Source organism: Peribacillus sp. Hz7 (genome assembly GCF_042136355.1).
Lineage (GTDB): Bacteria > Bacillota > Bacilli > Bacillales > DSM-1321 > Peribacillus > Peribacillus asahii_A.
This window is the reverse complement of the sequence record NZ_JBHHJV010000002.1, coordinates 77944-97211: the sequence shown is the minus strand read 5'-3', so window position 1 is coordinate 97211 and position 19268 is coordinate 77944. Positions and strand designations below refer to the sequence as shown.

The window sequence follows — 19268 nt, the reverse complement described above, 5'->3', positions numbered from 1 at the left end:
ATTAGAAAAATAATGGAGATGAAAATATGACAATTGATTTATCTGTATTTGAAGCTGACATCATTATAGACAATGAAACTAGCGATGTTTTAAAATTGGCAAATCAATTAAAGCATACTGAACTCTCTAGTTGTCAGATTCGGATTGGTTCATTTTTTCTACAAGGTAAAAAAGGCATATCAAAGCCTCTTCAGTATAGCCATGAGGACTTTCAGTTATTAGATGGATATCATAATTATACATTTCCTATACAAGAAGGAGAAGTTGAATTATCTCTCCAACTCTATGAAAACAAAAATCATCATTATCGGATTAACTGCTTTAGTCGATGTAACGATGTAAGTGGGCAACTTTTTTCTATGAACCTAACGACAGAAAAAGACACAAAAGGATCTATCTTCTTCGTGCAAAAGATTAAATTTTCAGAGCGATTAGAGGGTCATTCAGAGGCGACCAAAGCTTTTCGAAGGATGAAGCAGCAAGTATTCTCCGGTATGCTCCATAAGCTTGGTTTTGATATTACAGAGACAAATGATTTGTTTCTAGGTGTGTATGATACAAAAACAGGGACTTTTTTAAACACAACACCTGAAAAATTTATATCTGATTTTTTAATGATTTCACTGTTGAAGGGACATTTCATGGGTAATAAAGGTTATCAACTCGAAATTCTTCCTTCATATACTCTTGATCCTCATTGGTTGTTAACAACAAGTGATTCGTTGGAAGACATATTTCCAGAAAAAATTAAAAATAGGAAAGGAAACCGTACAATTCCTTTAAGTCTCCGATTCAAGGTCCTTGAGAGAGACCGTTGCTGCAAACTTTGCGGACGTACACCTAAAGACGGAGTAAAGCTTCATGTTGATCATATAACTCCGTATTCTATGGGTGGAGCAACGATTCTTGAAAATCTTCAAGTTCTCTGTGGAGAATGTAACATCGGTAAAAGTAATAAATCTTCTCAAAAATATTAGCTCTTACGAAATCTAATAAATTAAACGGAGGAAAGGTGTCCAACTTTTTTTGATAGATTATTAGTGGGATATTTTTTGAAGTCTATAGTGAGATAGATTAAAGATGTTAATATTATAGTGAAAATGTAGAGGGATATTGTAGACTGAATTTATAAGTATGTATTTTCAACAGAAAACGAATTCACAGTAGCATTGGATATAAGACGCCTCAAGCAATAGAAGAAGCAGCTCGGTAGATTGCGTAAAAACTTAACTTTTTGGTGTTCAGGATATTGACGTAAATCCAGTATAGGTTGGACAAAAATTGGTATGAAGATATTATTTTAATAGATTCAGTATTCCTTATCGATAGTACTGTTTAAAAATATAGCCTCCTTTTATTTTCTTCTTCCACTAATGGGTACGTTAGCTATACAAGGAATCCTAAATAGGACCAATAAAAAACTCGCCAAATTACGGCGAGTTTTTGAGTTTTTATATCCAATCGTTATGCACAACAGAACGTCATTTTGACTGTGAATTCAGAAAAGCACCTATCAACGGAAGCTTGAAGATTGTCTTCATGCTTTTCTCATTATTTAAGTGAAAGTAAAAAAAATAGCCCGCCGGGAGTTGGCTTACTGTTAACATCTAAGGGAAATAGTCATTCCCTTTTTCCTGTCGGTTTTTATTTTCTATTATTTTCCCTTGCCAATCCTATAACAAGAGATTTTATTTGCTCGTTTTCAATTGAATCTAGGAAATCTTTTAGATCATCAAATACTTCAATAAGGGAAGAATTTCGGGAATAGAATTCAATAGAATCTGATCCTTCCCTAAGTATTATTGTCCCGGTTTCATCATCTAAATTTATATTGATGTAATCTTCTCCGGGTGTGTAATCGTAGAGTACATTATCTTCTACTTCGTGTTCCAATATGCTCAGTGTATTGGAAATGTTAATTTTATACGGGAGCTTATAAACAATTCGTTCGAATGTCCTTAGGGATAAATTAGGTAAAATTTTAAAAAACTCTCCTGCCATACCCGAATGAATGATTAGCTCCGTTTTCATAATATATTTTTTCCAATTCTCATCATCTTGTTTAACCGATACCTGAATATAAAACACTTCATTACAGTCAATACAGCCCCATTCGTCATATTCAACAACAATTTGAGAGTCTTTAAATAATTTTGATCTTTGGATTTGATCAAGATAAAAATTGACTTCTTCTTTTATATCATCCTTTGCTTTATCAATGACAAAATCTCTAGTCGCTTTACTTAGATATTTAGGTTCTGTATGTGAACCTTTCTTAAAACCAGATAAATCTCGAATCCAACCTGTTTCAACTTTATAAAAATATTCAATTTGTCTTTCCACATCTATTTGAATAGTTCGTGGTTTGACGGTCGAATCTTCAGTAATTGTTGGAGGTGTAGCTTTAGGTAAGGTTTTTTCTTTAGATTGCAAATTAGCTGGTGAAGTTTGTGCCTGTCTTACTGAAAAGTCTCTTGTATAACCACCGAAAAACCAAGGTGTCTGTACTTTTTCATCGCCATGTTCTTGCCTTACAAAAGAGGGTACGTATTCATTTAAATACTCTTGTAAGGATGATGAAGGTAATCCACCGTTTGGTTTATAAATCGAACTAGGTGCAGCACCTGTAAGTGCCTGTATAACATGGTATGTCCAAGTACCATGTTGTAATTTATCACTACCGTATGATTTCTCACCATTCTTACAGGATGCAAAAGCCACTTGGTACTCTAAACCTTTAAGTAACTCAAAAGGATCCTTTTCGAGTATCTCCCCACCTCGTTGAAGCGCATTTAACTGCATGCCACTATGGCAGCTATCCAGAAAAATTGTTACTCGCTTAAAATTGCGAATATTAGAAAATAATTCATCCAGTGGTATAGCAGTGCTTGGTATATTTGAATAAGAGGTATCGTAAGTAATTAAGTATTGACGTCCCTTAACAATCTCCCCATGACCCGCAAAAAAGAAGATCAACTCATCATTCTCTTTTATTTCATAAGATAACTTATGTAGGGTAGACAAAATAGAAGAAGTGGTCGCATCCTCGTTTACTAATATATGAATATTACTATCTTCGCATCCATTAAGTAGCATGGCTTTTTTAAAAGCGTTTGCATCATTTGACGCGTAATGAACCTTGTTAATTCCAAGTTTGTAGTCTTCAATACCTATAATAAGAGCATACTTCATTTGTTTCTTTTAACCCCTTTATTTTTTATTTTCAGAGTAACCTAATTAGTAGAAACTTTCAATTAAATTAGTGCGCATTAAAAAGGATGGTAATTTTAACAGTAACTATAACGCGTTATTATATAAATGTAACGATAATAAAACCATCAATAAGTGGTTGGTTCAACAAATATTTTTTCAGAGATTTATATAGGGGGAAATAATATCAAATAAACTGTAAGGTAGGATAAAAAGTCTTTTGTAGTATATTTATTTGAAAATAACCTGGTAGGTTAAAAATCGATCTAGATATCTGAGGAAATATTGTAATTTTTTGAGGTGCTATATATCTATATATTATTAATGATATACATAAACAGATTTTTTTAATTCATTTTAGAATTGGGGTTTATGGTAAAATATACATAGGACAATTGGGGTGGTTGAGTTAATGGAGGTATTAAAAATTATTTAGAACAAGAGTTATTTAATAATTTACAAATGCGTGAAGAAAAAATGATTGTTTATTAGCTTGATAAACTTATAGTACAAAGCGAAAACTTCTTTCGTGGTTTGTCTAGTCAACAATTACGATAGGTGAGTTTTCGCTATCATTTTATATTTCGCTATAAAATTAATCCATTTTTGTTATTTTAAATACTTTGATAGTGTTTAACTATAAAATTATCACAAAGGGAGTGTTAAAATGATACATATTAATCAATCTAGTGCATTAGATAAGATGATTTTGGAGGTCCGTTATGAAACTTCTAATTCCACGGACTTATCTGAAACAAAGTTAAAGAACTATCAGAAGATCTATGAACTATTACTTAGAAAAAAAGCTATTTTGGATGTTTCAGATTTTTATTTGGTATTTATTGGACAAAAAGGTATTGGCAAAACTACCTCGATTTTAAATTTATTTAATTTAATCCAAAACAATCAAGGACTCTTATCAACGGCAGCTGGTGGCACAACTGTATGTGAAGTTGAAGTTAAGGCAAGTAACAATGGCACGTCATACTACGAAATTGTTCCGGAAGAAGCGAACATCATTCAGCAGTATGTGGATGATTTTTGTGCTAGTTTCCAAACTGAAGAAACTAACGAAATTCTTCACGTACCGTCAGAAGTGGAACGCTTTTTACGTAATATGATGGGCTATAAGAAAAAAGAACTTCAAGAAAAGTATACAGAGCTTGCAGATCACAAAGCATTTGTTCAATTTGTACATGACCACCTGCAACTAGACGCTCGTACAGAAACGATTGTTGATTGTGCCTACAATGACGCCAAATCGTACTTTGCTAGTGCCATGAATATTTTCAAATCTATTAATCTAGGAAAAATCCCGACCATTTCTATTCCCAAAAAAATCATTCTCCATGCAACGAATGATATTATTGATTTTGATTCGTATTCGTTTGTACGTACGCTTATTGATACACGTGGAATTGATGGTGATGGTGTCGACACAGATAGTTTCCGTCGTGAAGACATTTTGGCGTATTTAGATGAAAAAGAAAGTGAGTCGATTTATATAATCGTCGACGGCTTTAAACCTGCGCCAAGTGATGGGATTTTAAGCTTACTAAAATCACGTCTTCGTGATAAACAGCATGCAAATAAGTTTTATTTATTGATTAATGTTTATAACGATGAAGCAAGTGAAGTAATGACAGATGATGGCATTGCGGAGTCAGTAGATGAAGGTATTGCTTATCGAAAAGAAGATATTATTAGTAAGTTTAAACAACAACAAATTGCATTTTCAGAAGACCATATTCTGTTTTACAATGCGAAGCAAAATGAACCGTCCAATGAAGAACTAATTGCGCTAATTGAATACAACTTACAACAAGAACGGCAAGTGCATTTGATGGAATGTGAACAAGCATTTAGGAAATTCGAACGGATTAAATATGACTTTGAAAACAAACATTATGCGAATGAAAACATTGAAGCATTAAAGCAAAAAATATCTGCTAATCCAATTACTACCGATGTACTCGCGACATTACTAAGTACGTTTATTCTAGAAAAATTAGAAGTAGTACATCCAAGTCGCCTAAATGCAATTAATCGATACAATGGTCATTACTCGCGTTATAATTTTTATCATCACCTAGGATTGGCCACAGAAGATGCGTTTAATCGCTTATTCAATGATTCAAAGAAAACGATTGAAAATACATTGCAAAACATTATCGAATACCGAAATTTATCGGAGTTTGAGAAATTTGATTATGAAATGTATTTAGATGAGTTTGTCACGAAGTTCGCGGATACGCGTCTATCGATTCGAGAGGAAGTAAAAGATGCGATTCTCAAACAATTCCAACCTAAGATTTGGGACGAAGCGTATGATGAATACGGACAAGGATCATCGCCAAACAATCGCTATAAAGATCGCGTATTTGATTATTATCGTGAAGAGTTAATTCGTATTTTAAATGACCTCGATATTCAACGTCGATTTATGGCTGGTTGGGGCAATACGTTTAATTTGTAGAACTATTAAAAAGTAGCCGACACTCAATAAATTAAAGCCTTCTGAATTTGATCTTGTTTCATATTCAGGAGGTTTTAATTTATTGAGTGTAACATGATAGGTATTTGATAATATTCCTAATTTAGTTATTGCAAGAATAGAAAATAAAGAGCTAGCTACTACAATGTTTATAATGGTATTTTGACATTTAATAATCATTGCGAAATTCAAGTTTGATTTCTGCTTGTATTTGTCGTGCTTCATATTCTGCTTCTTGTTTACATTCTAGTAAACTTAAATAGTGTGTTGATATAGAATTGTGGTTCTAAATCATTACTTAAAGAGTAACGACAGAAGGTAATATCATGAATAATTTTATTATTTCCATTTTTATCTTTAACTGTTCTTTCAATTTTGCTATACAGTTCATTTATATAAGATTCTAAAGGATTTAGCATATCATAAAATAATGCTTTATCATTCGAAGGATTTAGTTCGTTTTCTAAAAAGATAACTTTAGAAAATCCCCCTCTTAAATTATGGTTCCCTTCAAAAGTATCATTTTTATTTAATAATTGGTTTTGCGTCCAACAAATCGCTTTTAGATATACTTCGATGCTGTGATTTGTATTAAAGAGGATTAGAAAAATTAAATTATCAGCTTTTTTATTTGTATTGTCTTTCAGTATTTCTTATAGAAATAGTGATAACTAAATCTCGTATTTTATTAACGAGCGCTGTAATGCAATAAGGATACATTCTAAATAGGGTCTGCACCAAAACATGTACTTGATGAAATTAACACATGTATTGTTCTTAGCAAATTCCTTTGTTTATAACAAATTGGACTGTATGTGCTAAGCTGTTTTTTATGTCAAGAACAGACTTTGGTGTTGAGCCTTGAAATATATATAAAATATTCAACTCTATATAATTTGTTTTACGCATTTCATTTTCATCGATAGTGTGAAACTCGTTTTAATGGAGATGATTTCTTACGAAATTTAATAACAATAGGTGTCCAACTTTTTTTGATAGATTACTAGTAGGATATTTTTTGAAGTCTATATTTAAATAGATTCAAATTGATTGATGTCCTAGTATAAACATGGAGGGATATTGTAAACTAAATTTATAAGTATGTATTTTATATACTTCAATTATATGATGCAAAAGATTATGATGAGAAAATGTCTACATGGAAAATGGAGAACTTCCCTTTTGTTCCGCCGACTTTTAAATATAAAGTGAAAAGTGATCCAAGGAATAGAGAAAAGCCAGATATGGGCGCCAAAAAGCAACTAAAGATTATTCAGAGTTTAATGAAAAGACGAGATGTAGAGGCTATTATTTCAGCTTGTGATTATGACCGCGAAGGACAAGTCATCGGAGATAGTATCATCTATAACTTGGGGACGGATAAAGCGGTATATCGATTATTATTAAACGAATGGACTCCAGCTGAAGTGATGAGAGGGTTAGAACATATTAAGCTCAATTCAGAGCTGAAGCCCTTGCAAGATGCTGGTGTTAGCCGCCAATGGGCAGACTGGGTAATAGGAATAAACTTAACATCCGTAGCCACTCTAAAATATCAAAAGGGGAAGGGGAAGGCGTTAAATATTGGACGCGTACTGTTGCCGACGTTAAAAATTATTTATGATCGCGATAAAGAAATTGAAAACTTTGTTCCAGAAAACTATTTTAAGCTGCAAGCTACTTTTCAAACAAAGAAGAATGAAGAATATGAAGGAACATATATAGAAGGAAAAGAAGAGAAGTTTAAAAGTAAAGAAACCCTGGAAGAGATTCAACAGAGGTTAGCTGACAAATCCGCAATCATACATGATAAGCAAGTACAGAAGAAAAAGGAATATCCACCGTTTTTATTTAATTTATCGAATTTGCAAGGACATATTACGAGTAAATATAAAGGATGGACATCGGATAAAGTATTAAAAGTCGCCCAATCGTTGTATGAGAAAAAGTTCATTACCTATCCACGAACATCGAGTATCGCTTTAGAAGAAAGTCTAGTCGGGAAAACAGCAAAAGTGCTAGAAACGTTATCAGAAGATTTACCATATCGAGATGAAATTAAGTTTGTTAAGTCAAAAAGGGTCTTTGATAATGCAAAAGTAGAAAGCCATAGTGCGATTGTGCCTACTTATTTGAAGCCAAAAAATCTCACTCAGGATGAAGCGCAAGTATATCAAGCGATTAAAAACCGATTTATTATGCAGTTTATGCCAGTTGCTGAATATGAGGAAACGAGAATTGAAACAAAAATTGCGAATGTGGAATTAAAAGGCATCTTTCTCTCAAAAGGAAAAGTACAGCTTGTCGAAGGATGGAAAAAGGTTGAGAACGTTCAATCGAAAGATACGATTTTGCCACTCGTACAAGTGAACGATCCTATAGAGATCATCAAGCATGAAATTACTTCTCATGTTACCAAGCCGCCTAAGCAGCATACTGAAAAAACATTGCTTCGCGTGATGGAGACATGTGGAAAGAACTATGACAGCGACGGTGAAAGTGAAGAAAATGTGCATGCTATTTTAAGCGGCTTTAGTATAGGTACTCCCGCTACACGTGCCGAAACCATTAAGAAGCTAAAAGATGTCGGCTATATTTCGATGGAAAATAAAAATTTGGTCTGTACAGAGCTAGGCAGAAAGCTTGTTGAAACGTTTCCAATCAAAGACTTATTCAATCTAGAATTTACAGGCCGCCTCGAAAAATCTCTGTTCGATATTGAAAAAAGAAACTTCAGTAAAAATGATTTTTTAGAGCTTATTTTTAATTTCACGACAAAGGCCGTTGAAACAATCAAAAATGAAAAAGAAATCACGATTCATGAGGTAACGATAGAGCGCAAGCCAAATGAAGTATTGGGAAAATGTCCCCTTTGTGGTCATGCCGTCATTGAAGGACAAAAAGGCTTTGGCTGCAGCAACTGGAAAAATGGCTGTAAATTCGTCATCTGGAAAAATGATAAATTTTTAGCGACGATGAAGAAGAAGCCAACAAAGACGATGGTGAAGGCACTATTGAAAAATGGCATAGCACCGGTTAAAGGATTAACAAGTAAAAAAGGCAATAAATTCGATGCGAAGTTACGCTATGAGAAAAATCCGGATAATGAGTATTTTAGCTGGAAGATGGAATTTGACCAGTAATTTAATGGGTAGCAGTCCAAGTTGATTGGGCTGCATTTTTTATTTTTCTAAAGCGTAAAAAGCTAAGAAAAGAATAATCTGTCTACGTGCTGAAGAAGCTTATATTTTTTGGTTATGAATTTTGTAATTGGTTATAAATAAAGTAAATTCTTTTAAATAGAAAGAGGAAAATTTCAACGAATTCCCAAAAATCATCAACCATTATATAAATTCAGGAGTGAGAAGGAATTGAAATTAAACATCCTATTAGAGTGTGTTGAAAATCTTGCAGATGAATCTATTCCTAATATGAATATTGAGGGGATAAGTACTAACTCAGCTGCTGTAAGACCAAATGAGGTATTTGTTGCAATCCCAGGTTACAGGGTGGATGGTCATGATTTCATTGAAGCGGCTATAAAAGCTGGAGCCAGTGTAATCGTGGGAGAAAAAGACTTGAAGGATTTACTTGTTCCTTATATTAAAGTATCTAACAGCCGTTTAGCTTTAGCTAAACTAGCTTGTCAATTTTATGAACACCCTTCACGAAAGAAGATTTTAATTGGGATAACAGGTACAAATGGTAAAACGACTACCGCTTTTATGCTCAAATATATCTTGGAGGCGTTAGGCCGAACGTGTTCCGTATTTGGTACGGTACACAATGTTATAAATGGTCAAGTTTCTCCTTCTCAAAACACTACTCCTGATACTCTTGAATTGCAGAGACTGCTTGCGTTAAGTGAAGATGAATTTGTTATTATGGAAGTTTCGTCCCATGGCCTAGCACAATACCGAGTAGAAGGCGTGGAGTTTGACTACTGTTTATTTACCAATTTGGATCATGACCACCTCGATTACCATCATGATATGGATGAATATTTTCTAGTGAAAGCCAAATTGTTCAATCAATTAAAACCTCATGGGAAAGCGATTGTTAATCATTATAACAGTTGGGGAGAAAAGTTGGTGAATCTTCTAAACCTAAAGGATGAAGATATATGTATCATAGGGGATGGAAGCCACCATCATTTAAAAATTGATAAGATAAAATCCGATATTTTTACATTGATTTTCGAAAGGAACCAAAGTTTTAACCTAAATCTCAAGATGTTAGGGTATCACAACATTCTGAATGCTTCCATGGCTTTTTTAACGGCTCAAAAAATTGGTCTTCCTAGCAGCCAAATTATTCAGGCATTAGAAATGTTCCCTGGTGTTCCCGGCAGGTTTGAAATGATGCAGCATCCTAATAATGGAGCGACTATTGTAATTGATTATGCTCACACTGCCGATGCTTTCTATCACTGCTTGCAAACTGCCAGAGACGAGGGGGCTAAACGGGTGTTTCATATCTATGGCTTTAGAGGAAATAGGGATACCGATAAACGTAGAGAAATGGTGAATCTTTCTCAAACATTCAGTGATAGTAGTGTTCTTACTTTAGATGATTTGAATGGTGTTTCTTATGACGATATGGAGCAAGATCTTTATAAGTTAAGTCAAAGCGGATCTGTCATACCTGACCGTACTTTAGCAATAAAAAACGTTTTGGATCAAGTGGATGAAGGGGACTGGGTTTTCATTACAGGGAAGGGTGCCGAAACGTATCAACAACAATTCGAATTACCGACAGCTTCCGATATAGAAACTGTTCAATATATCTTCCAACAATTAAATGAGGGAGAAGTATTTTTATAATAAGTGATGCTGAGACTGATAAATCTTGTATCCTTGGAGAAAACGTAAATCTTCATTAATAGATGGGGGAATTCAACTGTAATGATTCCAATTACCAGCAACTTCAGATAAACTGTTCAATATGTTTTTCAACAATGAGCATGATAAGCCTGCGAAAAAGAGAAATGGGATGCATGATTGGTTATGTTTTTCTTGTGTTAGGACATAGTAATGGAAAAAGAGTATAGGTGATCGCATGCATACAGTTTGGAAAGGCAATCTATCGTTTGGTTTGGTCAATATAGGGATTAAACTTCACAGTGCTATTGAAGACAAAGACGTTAAGCTTATTGGGATCCATAAAGATTGTCTTGTGCCGATTCAATATGAAAAGGTAGCCCCGGGGTGCGAAGAAGGACCGGTTGAGCCTGAGGATATTGTCAAGGCTTATCAATATGGTGCTAACAAATACGTTATTGTCAGTGAAGAAGAGTTAAGTAATTTAAAGCGAGAATACGAAGTGGAGTCAGTTGACCTGATTTCCTTTGTACAATTAGAGGAAATTGATCCGATTTATTTTGAACGTTCGTACTTTATTAATCCAATGGAGGGCTCTGAAAGAACCTATGTCCTTCTTCGACAAGCGTTAGAGAGAACTGGAAAAATCGGTATCGTAAAAATTTCACTGCGCAGCCGACAGCATTTAGCTATCATTCGTGTATATAAACATGGACTTATCCTTGAAACCATTCATTATCCAGACGAGGTACGTTCGATTCAACAGGTGTCTAACCTGCCTTCTGAAGAACAAGTAACGATTCAAATGAAGGAACTTATTGCAGCAACTACTCTTATTAATCAGTTAACGGTACCGTTCGTGCCCGAAGACTATAAAGATGAATACCGAACAGCTTTACTTGATTTGATTGAGACAAAAATCGAGAAAGAAGATGTCCAAGTAAAATCTGTTATAAATCCGGACAAGGAAAATATCATAAGTATTATGGAAGCTTTAAATAAGAGCATTGAACAAACAAAACCGGAGAAATCGCCAAAAGCGAAATCGACTTCTAAAACGAAAAAGGCAACGAGCTAAAAAAGGTTACCTTCTGAATGAAAGGAAGGTAGCCTTTTGTTTGTAAAGTTTAAACTAAATTCAAAAGATGCATCAGTACATATCCCAAAATTGATAGCAAAATAGAGCCGATTAATCCTGCACTAAACGGTTTAAATCCTAATTTTCTAAAAATAACGATATCAACATTTAAACCTAAGCCAGCCATAGCCATTGCGATGAATGTATAAGCAAGAAGAATAATGTAATGGACTAAATAAGCTGGAATAATGCCTAAAGAATTAATTACGCTCATAGCTAAAAATCCAAAAATGAACCATGGAATTGGAATCGGTGTCCATGAAGTTGTATCTTTTTTATTATTTTTTGAACGATTCATCCATATTCCAATGACAATAGCTACTGGAACGAGCAATGCGACTCTTGTTAATTTCACAATGATGGCTGTATCGATAGCGTCCTTTCCCGCAGGTTCAGCAGCGGCAATGACATGCGCAATTTCATGTAAAGTGGCACCGGAAAAAATACCATAACCGTGTGCGCTTAAATGCATAATAGGATAGAGTACGGTGTAACTCATTGTAAAAATGGTTCCTAAAATTGCTACCGTTGCAGCGGCAATGGCTATTTCATTATCCTTTGCTTTTAGTTGTGGAGCAACGGCTACAACAGCGGCAGCTCCACAGATGGCCGTTCCGCAGGCTGTTAAGATTCCTAAATTTTCATCTACTTTAAAAAGTCGAGCTAATCCATACACGATAATCAAAGTAAGGATAATATTAATAACAGCAAGAACAAAAACGTTAGGGCCCGCATCTATCATATCAACGAAATTAAGCCGCATTCCTAATAAAATAATGCCAACACGAAGTAGTTTTTTACTCGAAAAATTCGCACCGGCTAATAAAACATCGGGTACTTTGAACACAGCTCGCCACGTCATTCCTATTAAAATCGCTATTACGAGTTGCCCCATCATATTGAAAAAAGGGAGCCATGCTAAACATTTAGCAAATAGAGCAATAACGAATGTTAATCCAATCCCTCTAAAAAAGAATATTTTTTTCTGCTGTTCTTTGGTGTACGGCTGCTGCATTTTAATCACTCCAACATAGCGGTTTGCACTTTCTTATCTAAACTATAAAGTGCTTTCTTTCATTAGTTAAATATATATATAATATAGTAAGTATTAAAAAAACTAATGATTGAAGTGATTGGATAGGAGTTTATATATGATTGTAGATGTAATGAAGGTGTTTGTAACAGTTATTGAACAAAAGAACTTTACTCGTGCAGCAGAGCTATTGCATATTTCGCAGCCCAATGTTAGTTTGCATATTAAAAATTTAGAAAATGAATTAGGGGCTAAGTTGATTCATCGTTCACCTAAGCAAGTAAGCCTTACAGAAGCGGGAGTCATTTTATATAAACATGCTAAGCAGATTTTAGTACATTATGAAGAAGCAAAGCATGAAATTCATGATTTACAGCATATTGTAACGGGGAAATTACGAGTAGGGGCCAGTTTCACAATCGGAGAGTATATTCTCCCGAAGGTATTAGCGAAGTACGCGGCTCAATATCCTCTTGTCAATATTGAAACGATTATTTCTAACACGGATGAAGTGACTCATGGAGTGCAAATGAATGAATTAGATATAGGCTTAATTGAAGGAGAAGCGCAGTTTGATGATTTAATAATTGAACCTTTTATGGAAGATGAGATGCTTGTTGTTGTACCAAACCCAAATCCTTTCTCTCAAAAAAGTTTAATCGAAAAGGATTTGCTCCAAGATCAAGTGTGGATTTTAAGAGAACAAGGTTCAGGAACGCGAACATATATGGATAAATTGATTGATGATTTGAATTTAACCATTAAACGTTCTTTCATTTTTAGCAGTAATCAAGGAGTAAAAGAAGCGGTCAAAGCGGGACTCGGGATTGCTTTATTATCTCGATGGGCAGTGAATAGTGAGTTAGAAACCAATCTATTACATGCGCTCTATATTAAAAATCACAAAATAAAAAGACCTTTTTCCATTATAAAAAATAAGAATGCCGAAACATCGAAAGCGCTTCATGTTTTCCAAAGTACAATGGAGGAGTTTGTTCTTTGGATGGAGTGAGAAGCGGGGGGATTATATGCAGAAAATGATGAATTTAAATGAAATAAAGGAAACAATTCAAGGAAGTCCATTAGTTCTTCTATTGATTAAGGCAGGAAACTGCGGTGTATGCGAAGCTGTTCAATTCAAAATGAGTGAGCTATTGAAATCATATTCAAGGGTTAAAGCGATGTATGTTTTTAAGGAAGATGTGCCAGAAATGGCGTCTGAATATGTAGTTTTTTCAGCACCTACTCTCCTTCTATTTGTAGAAGGGAAGGAAAGGTACAGAATTTCTCGATTTGTTCGCTTCGATGAATTAGAGCATGTACTTCAAATATATGAAGAAGAGCTAGAGCTATAGTTTTATGCGAGCTCCTTTTCTGAACGAACGTTAGTTATGGCTATACAAGTCCAAATAGTAAGTGATAAAGCCACCTGCGGCTGTACAGTGTATATAAAATATGGCATCATTAGAATAGTTTGGACAACGTGATTCTTGTCTCAAGGATATATCTATAGTACAATTTTTTTTATATGCGTTTGAATGGGAGGATTCTAGATGCCTACACCGAGCATGGAGGATTACATAGAACAAATTTACTTATTAATTGAAGAAAAAGGATATGCGAGGGTTTCTGATATTGCGGAAAACTTGTCTGTTCACCCATCTTCTGTTACGAAAATGGTTCAGAAGTTAGATCAAGAAAAATATTTAATTTACGAAAAGTATCGAGGGCTTGTTTTGACGGCAAATGGTCGAAAAATCGGCCAACGTCTTGTATATCGCCATGAGCTGTTAGAGCAAATGTTACGCTTAATAGGTGTGAAGGAAGAAAATATTTATCAAGATGTAGAAGGAATTGAGCATCACCTTAGTTGGGATTCCATTGATCGCGTAGGAGATCTTGTTGAATATTTTGAAGAGTCTCCTCAGCGTATCGCAGATTTGCGAGCAATTCAAAAAAGAAATGAAGAAAACACTAAATAAGGCCGTTATATACGGCTTTTTTTATTGTAGATGATGAGGAATTATTAAAAAGAGCATGACTCAAAAGGCATCTATTCGACCTTTGAGTTACGCTCTTTTCATGCATTAAGAATGCAGCGAATTTAGCATAAGAACATGCTGAATTGAGGCATAACTGTGTCAATTTTTTTACATAATTATGCTAATTAGCTCGTTTCTTATATTAGAATAGGTTTTTGATTAATCTTTCCTTTTCAATCCCATTCGAATGGAGTTAATTGATATACGTAATAATTTAACCAGTTAGAAAACATTAAGCTGCAATGACTTTTCCAGCGATGTAAAGGTGTGTTATCAGGGTTATCTTGTGGAAAATAATTTTCAGGCAGCTGTGTAAAAATGCCGCGTTCATGATCGCGGTGATATTCATCAGCAAGTGTTGTTGCATCATATTCAAAATGACCTGTAATCATAATGTTTTTACCATCTTTGGAAGAAGCGATTAAAACACCAGCTTGATCAGATTCAGCTAAAATTTTTAGCTCAGGATGGTTTTTGATTTTTGCATAATCAATATCTGTATAGCGTGAATGCGGAGCCAAAAAGAAATCATCAAAGCCTCGAACAAGGTTTTCGTTTGGCAACAGGACTTCATGTTTGTATACACCAAAGCATTTTTGTGGTAATTCGTATTTGTGAATGCCGTAATGATGGTACAATGCGGCTTGAGCACCCCAACAAATATGTAGAGTAGATGTGACATTGTCTTTTGACCAATTCATAATGTCTTTCAGCTCTTCCCAGTAGTTGACGTCTTCAAATGGAAGTTTTTCAACGGGAGCTCCTGTAATGATTAAGCCATCGTATCTTTTGTGTTTGACTTCAGAAAATGGTTTATAAAATTGATCTAAGTGAAGCTTGCTTGTATTTTTAGAATTATGCGTGCTAAGACGTAGGAATGAAATATTCACTTGAAGTGGTGTATTGCCTAAAAAACGAAGTAGTTGCACTTCTGTTTTTTCTTTTTCAGGCATTAAATTTAAGATTAATATATTTAAAGGGCGAATATTTTGACTAGTCGCACGCTGTTCGTCCATAACAAAAATGTTTTCTTGTTCTAATATTTCTTTTGCTGGCAATTGGCCAGGAATTTTGATTGGCATAGTTCTCCCCCTTTACCCACGATTAAATTAATAATATTTCTATTATATAGAATATTGAAAAATAGGAAAGGGTTTTTTACAAATTCTTATAGAGGTGGATGTGTTATAACGTGGTAAAATGAAGAATATAAGCTTATTGTAAATAAAAATGAGGTGAATGAGTATTTGTTTGACCCAACGGCATTTGATAATATGAAAGTAATACTGGAGGGAGCGGTGTATGACCGGGATTTTTATGGGGATCTTCTTGTGATTAAACGAGATGATTTGATGAATCTGGCTACGCTGTCACGACAGTATTCGATAGAATTTGAATTAAAGGAACCGCGTATACATAAGAAAGTCAGTGGAGGTATCCGTCTGTCAGCTTCGCTTGAAAATTTAGGCTCGGAGTTATTAGAGGGGTATAGTAACGAAAGTTCGAATGGTTCAACCGTAGAGATTTTTGTGAATTTGCTGGAGCAGTTAACAAAAGAGCAGGCGGTATCTATATTAACAGGTTTAGCAGGCATTTGGGGTGAACAACGATCAATTGCTTGGACAACAGTGGCTACTATGATGAATACAAAGCAGAAGTCCTTCTCTTCGACCTTTACGATTTCTTTTGATAGGCTGGTGAAGGAAGACCAAATCGATGACTTAGTCGATATGATTGAGTACTTAATTCAATCGCTGCAATGGATGGAAACGTTTTTTAAAAAAGGCATGAATCAGTAGTATCAACTTATATAGTTGGGAGAGATTAGCGTGTCTATCTATCATTTCGAAGTAAATAAAATCAATGGTGAGAAAATTTGGCTTGAGGAATATGCAGGAAAGGTTATTGTTATTGTCAATACGGCAAGTAAATGTGGGTTTTCTCCTCAATATGGAGATTTGCAAAAGTTGTATGAGCGCTATAAAGAAGAAGGTCTAGTCATTTTAGGTTTTCCATGTAATCAGTTTCTTGGTCAAGAGCCTGGAGATTCATTAGAAATTGATACGTATTGCAAATTAAATCATGGAGTTACTTTCCCTATCTTTGAGAAAGTACATGTAAATGGAAAACAGGCTCATCCATTGTTTGACTATTTAACTGAACATGCACCCGGAATGATGGGGTCCAAATCGATTAAGTGGAATTTTACGAAATTTTTAATTGATCGAGAAGGAGAGATTGTAAGCCGTTATGCTCCTCAAACAAAACCGTTTGAAATGGAAGAAGATATCAAGAAATGTTTGCATAAATAATGAGGGAACAATAGACCTTTACTAGGTTATAACTAATAGATTGGGGAATGGGATAGACGATATGAAAGTGTTTAGCATGGAGAAAGTAACGAAAACACAAGGTGAAAAGGTGCTTTTTAAAGATATTTCTTTTTCGGTTTCAGAAGGAGAAAAGATAGGGATTGTTGGTATTAATGGAACGGGGAAATCGACGTTATTAAATATTATTGCAGGCAAGGAAGAGAGCGATATAGGCGAGAAAACTCATCCCAATGATTATCGCATTTCTTATTTATCGCAAGATCCGAATTTTGATGAATCGTTAACGATGATGGAATATATGTTTGCAAGTGATACTCCGATTTTTTCATTAATTAGAAAATATGAAAAAACACTTGTCGAGTTACAAAACGATCCGGAAAATTCAACTCTTCAAAATCGCTTATTACAAGAACAGCAGGAAATGGATGCACTAAATGCATGGGATACAAGTGCGAATGCGAGAACTGTTTTATCGAAGCTTGGAATGCAGGATTATTCAAAAACATTAGGACAATTATCAGGTGGCCAGAAGAAGCGAGTAGCACTTGCCAAGACGCTAATTGAGACACCGGATTTATTGATTTTGGATGAGCCGACAAACCATTTAGATTACGACAGTATTAAGTGGCTTGAGGATTATTTAGTGAAATATCCTCGCGCTGTTTTATTCGTTACGCATGATCGTTATTTCCTGGACAATGTTTCTAACAAAATTTGGGAAATAGCAAACAGTCGCCTTTTTGAATACAAGGGAAATTATGCGGCCTTTTTAGAAGCTAAAGCCATTCGTGAAGAAAATGAGTCGATTGAGCGCGGTAAAAAAGAAAGCTTGTTTAAAAAAGAATTAGCCTGGATTCGTACAGGAGCAAAAGCAAGAACAACGAAACAAAAGGCGAGAATTCAACGATTTGAGTCTCTAGAGGCTGGTTTAAAGCATAAAGGTAATAACGATCAACTAGAAATGGAGTTAAGTGGAGCAAGGCTTGGGAAAAAGGTGCTGGAACTAAAGTCGATTTCGAAGTCCTTTGGGCCGGAACCTATTATCGAGAATTTTTCGTTTCTTTTTAAACCAGGAGATCGAATTGGAATTGTTGGAAGCAATGGCAGCGGTAAATCAACGTTACTAAATATATTAGCAGGTCGCGAAACGATTGATGCTGGTGAAATAGAAGTTGGGCAAACGGTCAAAATCGGCTATTATACACAGGAAAATGTCGATATGGATGAAAATATGCGAATGATTGAATATATTCGTGAAACGGCTGATTCAATTCAATTGAAAGATGGAAGTCATATTTCAGCGGCGCAAATGCTTGAGCGTTTCTTGTTTCCAATGCATACGCATGGGACACCGATTCGTAAGCTATCAGGCGGAGAGAAACGTCGTCTTTATTTATTAAGCATTTTAATGTCAGCTCCAAATGTTTTACTGCTAGATGAACCGACCAATGATTTAGATACGCAAACATTAACGGTGCTTGAAGATTATTTAGAAACATTTGCGGGCGTTGTCATTACCGTGTCGCATGATCGCTATTTCTTAGATAAAACGTGTCAGCAATTGTTTGTGTTTAAGAAAAAAGCAGATATCCAATTTTATTACGGTAGCTATTCAGAGTTTTTAGAAGAAAAAACAGAAGAAGTGATTGTGGAAAAGGCAGTTGAGGCGCCTCCTGTCCAAAAGCGTACCGAAAAGAAAAAGAAGAAATTAACGTATGCTGAAACGAAGGAATGGGAAGAGATTGAGGGCAAGATGGAAGAAGTAGAACAAAGACTGGCGGAAATTACTGAGGAAATGGCAGCAGCCGGAAGTGATTTTGGAAAGATTCATGTGCTCGTAGAAGAAGAACGTGAACTAAATGAAAAGTTAGAATATATGATGGAAAGATGGACATATTTAGCAGAGAAGCTGGAAGAGGAATAACAGTGAGAAGGCTGCCCAAAAAATCATGAAAATGACTTTCGGGGCAGCCTTCCCGTTTAGTTGAACAATTATTCTCCTCAGATTATTACTTTTTTACTGTCCTCAATAAATTATGTTTAAGAACAAAAATCGAGAAATCCAGCTAGGGAAATGTCGTTCATCAGATCCCTGAATAACAAAATCCAGCAAAGGACTAGAGTTCTCCATTAGATTTTCGTTAATGTTTTTTATTTTAGGGGTTTCTTAGATAGCGCCCTTCTTTTCGGTCAGTCCG

General features: G+C 34.9%; 14 protein-coding genes. 11 read left to right on the top strand and 3 right to left on the bottom strand.

Annotated elements, in window-relative coordinates; genetic code table 11:
- Window positions 1-26 precede the first annotated feature (26 nt).
- Complete coding sequence (locus ACE199_RS04050) at window positions 27-977, top strand: HNH endonuclease (protein WP_375348690.1); 951 nt, start codon at window positions 27-29, stop codon at window positions 975-977.
- A gap of 667 nt (window positions 978-1644) precedes the next feature.
- Here the strand turns inward: ACE199_RS04050 and ACE199_RS04045 are convergent.
- Window positions 1645-3192 (bottom strand): caspase family protein, encoded by a 1548-nt coding sequence (locus ACE199_RS04045; RefSeq protein ID WP_375348689.1) that lies wholly within the window; start codon window positions 3190-3192, stop codon window positions 1645-1647.
- 685 nt (window positions 3193-3877) lie between these two features.
- On the opposite strand from ACE199_RS04045, the gene ACE199_RS04040 reads away from it, so the two are divergent.
- The 4 genes from ACE199_RS04040 (at window position 3878) to ku (ending at window position 11602) form a co-directional block, all read left to right on the top strand.
- Window positions 3878-5686: a hypothetical protein gene (locus ACE199_RS04040; RefSeq protein ID WP_375348688.1), complete on the top strand. Its 1809-nt coding sequence runs from the start codon at window positions 3878-3880 to the stop codon at window positions 5684-5686.
- Between the two features lie 1169 nt (window positions 5687-6855).
- The gene (locus ACE199_RS04035) at window positions 6856-8847 is read left to right on the top strand and encodes a type IA DNA topoisomerase (RefSeq protein ID WP_375348687.1); all 1992 of its coding nucleotides are present in this window, start codon (window positions 6856-6858) and stop codon (window positions 8845-8847) included.
- A 228-nt stretch (window positions 8848-9075) separates the two neighbouring features.
- On the top strand, window positions 9076-10527 hold the full coding sequence (locus ACE199_RS04030; RefSeq protein WP_375348686.1) for a UDP-N-acetylmuramoyl-L-alanyl-D-glutamate--2,6-diaminopimelate ligase: 1452 nt from the start codon (window positions 9076-9078) through the stop codon (window positions 10525-10527).
- A gap of 235 nt (window positions 10528-10762) precedes the next feature.
- On the top strand, window positions 10763-11602 hold the full coding sequence (gene ku / locus ACE199_RS04025) for a non-homologous end joining protein Ku (protein WP_375348685.1): 840 nt from the start codon (window positions 10763-10765) through the stop codon (window positions 11600-11602).
- Window positions 11603-11651: 49 nt separating this feature from the next.
- On the opposite strand, the gene ACE199_RS04020 is transcribed toward ku, so the two are convergent.
- Window positions 11652-12677, bottom strand: a complete 1026-nt coding sequence (locus ACE199_RS04020; protein ID WP_375348684.1) for a YeiH family protein — start codon at window positions 12675-12677, stop codon at window positions 11652-11654.
- A gap of 136 nt (window positions 12678-12813) precedes the next feature.
- Between ACE199_RS04020 and ACE199_RS04015 the strand changes: the two genes are divergently transcribed.
- The 3 genes from ACE199_RS04015 to mntR all read left to right on the top strand — a co-directional run bounded on the left by ACE199_RS04015 (window position 12814) and on the right by mntR (window position 14677).
- A complete protein-coding gene (locus ACE199_RS04015; protein WP_375348683.1) occupies window positions 12814-13707 on the top strand; it encodes a LysR family transcriptional regulator in 894 nt (297 codons plus the stop codon).
- A gap of 16 nt (window positions 13708-13723) precedes the next feature.
- Complete coding sequence (locus ACE199_RS04010) at window positions 13724-14050, top strand: thioredoxin family protein (RefSeq protein WP_375348682.1); 327 nt, start codon at window positions 13724-13726, stop codon at window positions 14048-14050.
- Between the two features lie 198 nt (window positions 14051-14248).
- On the top strand, window positions 14249-14677 hold the full coding sequence (gene mntR / locus ACE199_RS04005) for a transcriptional regulator MntR (RefSeq protein ID WP_127761065.1): 429 nt from the start codon (window positions 14249-14251) through the stop codon (window positions 14675-14677).
- A gap of 233 nt (window positions 14678-14910) precedes the next feature.
- Here the strand turns inward: mntR and metA are convergent, their stop codons facing one another.
- Window positions 14911-15819, bottom strand: coding sequence for a homoserine O-acetyltransferase MetA (gene metA / locus ACE199_RS04000; protein ID WP_127761064.1), 909 nt, complete (start codon window positions 15817-15819; stop codon window positions 14911-14913).
- A gap of 165 nt (window positions 15820-15984) precedes the next feature.
- On the opposite strand from metA, the gene ACE199_RS03995 reads away from it, so the two are divergent.
- The 3 genes from ACE199_RS03995 (at window position 15985) to ACE199_RS03985 (ending at window position 18994) form a co-directional block, all read left to right on the top strand.
- Complete coding sequence (locus ACE199_RS03995) at window positions 15985-16536, top strand: hypothetical protein (RefSeq protein WP_375348681.1); 552 nt, start codon at window positions 15985-15987, stop codon at window positions 16534-16536.
- A 30-nt stretch (window positions 16537-16566) separates the two neighbouring features.
- Entirely contained in the window at window positions 16567-17049 is a 483-nt protein-coding gene (locus ACE199_RS03990; protein ID WP_127761062.1) for a glutathione peroxidase, read from the top strand.
- Window positions 17050-17110: 61 nt separating this feature from the next.
- The gene (locus ACE199_RS03985; RefSeq protein ID WP_375348680.1) at window positions 17111-18994 is read left to right on the top strand and encodes an ABC-F family ATP-binding cassette domain-containing protein; all 1884 of its coding nucleotides are present in this window, start codon (window positions 17111-17113) and stop codon (window positions 18992-18994) included.
- Window positions 18995-19268: the final 274 nt, after the last annotated feature.

What these genes read in the sequence shown, in the direction of transcription:
- ACE199_RS04050 (WP_375348690.1), top strand. Translation starts at nt 27, where the DNA reads ATGACAATTGATTTATCTGTATTTGAAGCTGACATCATTATAGACAAT.
- ACE199_RS04045 (WP_375348689.1), bottom strand. Translation starts at nt 3,192, where the DNA reads ATGAAGTATGCTCTTATTATAGGTATTGAAGACTACAAACTTGGAATT.
- ACE199_RS04040 (WP_375348688.1), top strand. Translation starts at nt 3,878, where the DNA reads ATGATACATATTAATCAATCTAGTGCATTAGATAAGATGATTTTGGAG.
- ACE199_RS04035 (WP_375348687.1), top strand. Translation starts at nt 6,856, where the DNA reads ATGTCTACATGGAAAATGGAGAACTTCCCTTTTGTTCCGCCGACTTTT.
- ku (WP_375348685.1), top strand. Translation starts at nt 10,763, where the DNA reads ATGCATACAGTTTGGAAAGGCAATCTATCGTTTGGTTTGGTCAATATA.
- ACE199_RS04020 (WP_375348684.1), bottom strand. Translation starts at nt 12,677, where the DNA reads ATGCAGCAGCCGTACACCAAAGAACAGCAGAAAAAAATATTCTTTTTT.
- ACE199_RS04015 (WP_375348683.1), top strand. Translation starts at nt 12,814, where the DNA reads ATGATTGTAGATGTAATGAAGGTGTTTGTAACAGTTATTGAACAAAAG.
- ACE199_RS04010 (WP_375348682.1), top strand. Translation starts at nt 13,724, where the DNA reads ATGCAGAAAATGATGAATTTAAATGAAATAAAGGAAACAATTCAAGGA.
- mntR (WP_127761065.1), top strand. Translation starts at nt 14,249, where the DNA reads ATGCCTACACCGAGCATGGAGGATTACATAGAACAAATTTACTTATTA.
- metA (WP_127761064.1), bottom strand. Translation starts at nt 15,819, where the DNA reads ATGCCAATCAAAATTCCTGGCCAATTGCCAGCAAAAGAAATATTAGAA.
- ACE199_RS03985 (WP_375348680.1), top strand. Translation starts at nt 17,111, where the DNA reads ATGAAAGTGTTTAGCATGGAGAAAGTAACGAAAACACAAGGTGAAAAG.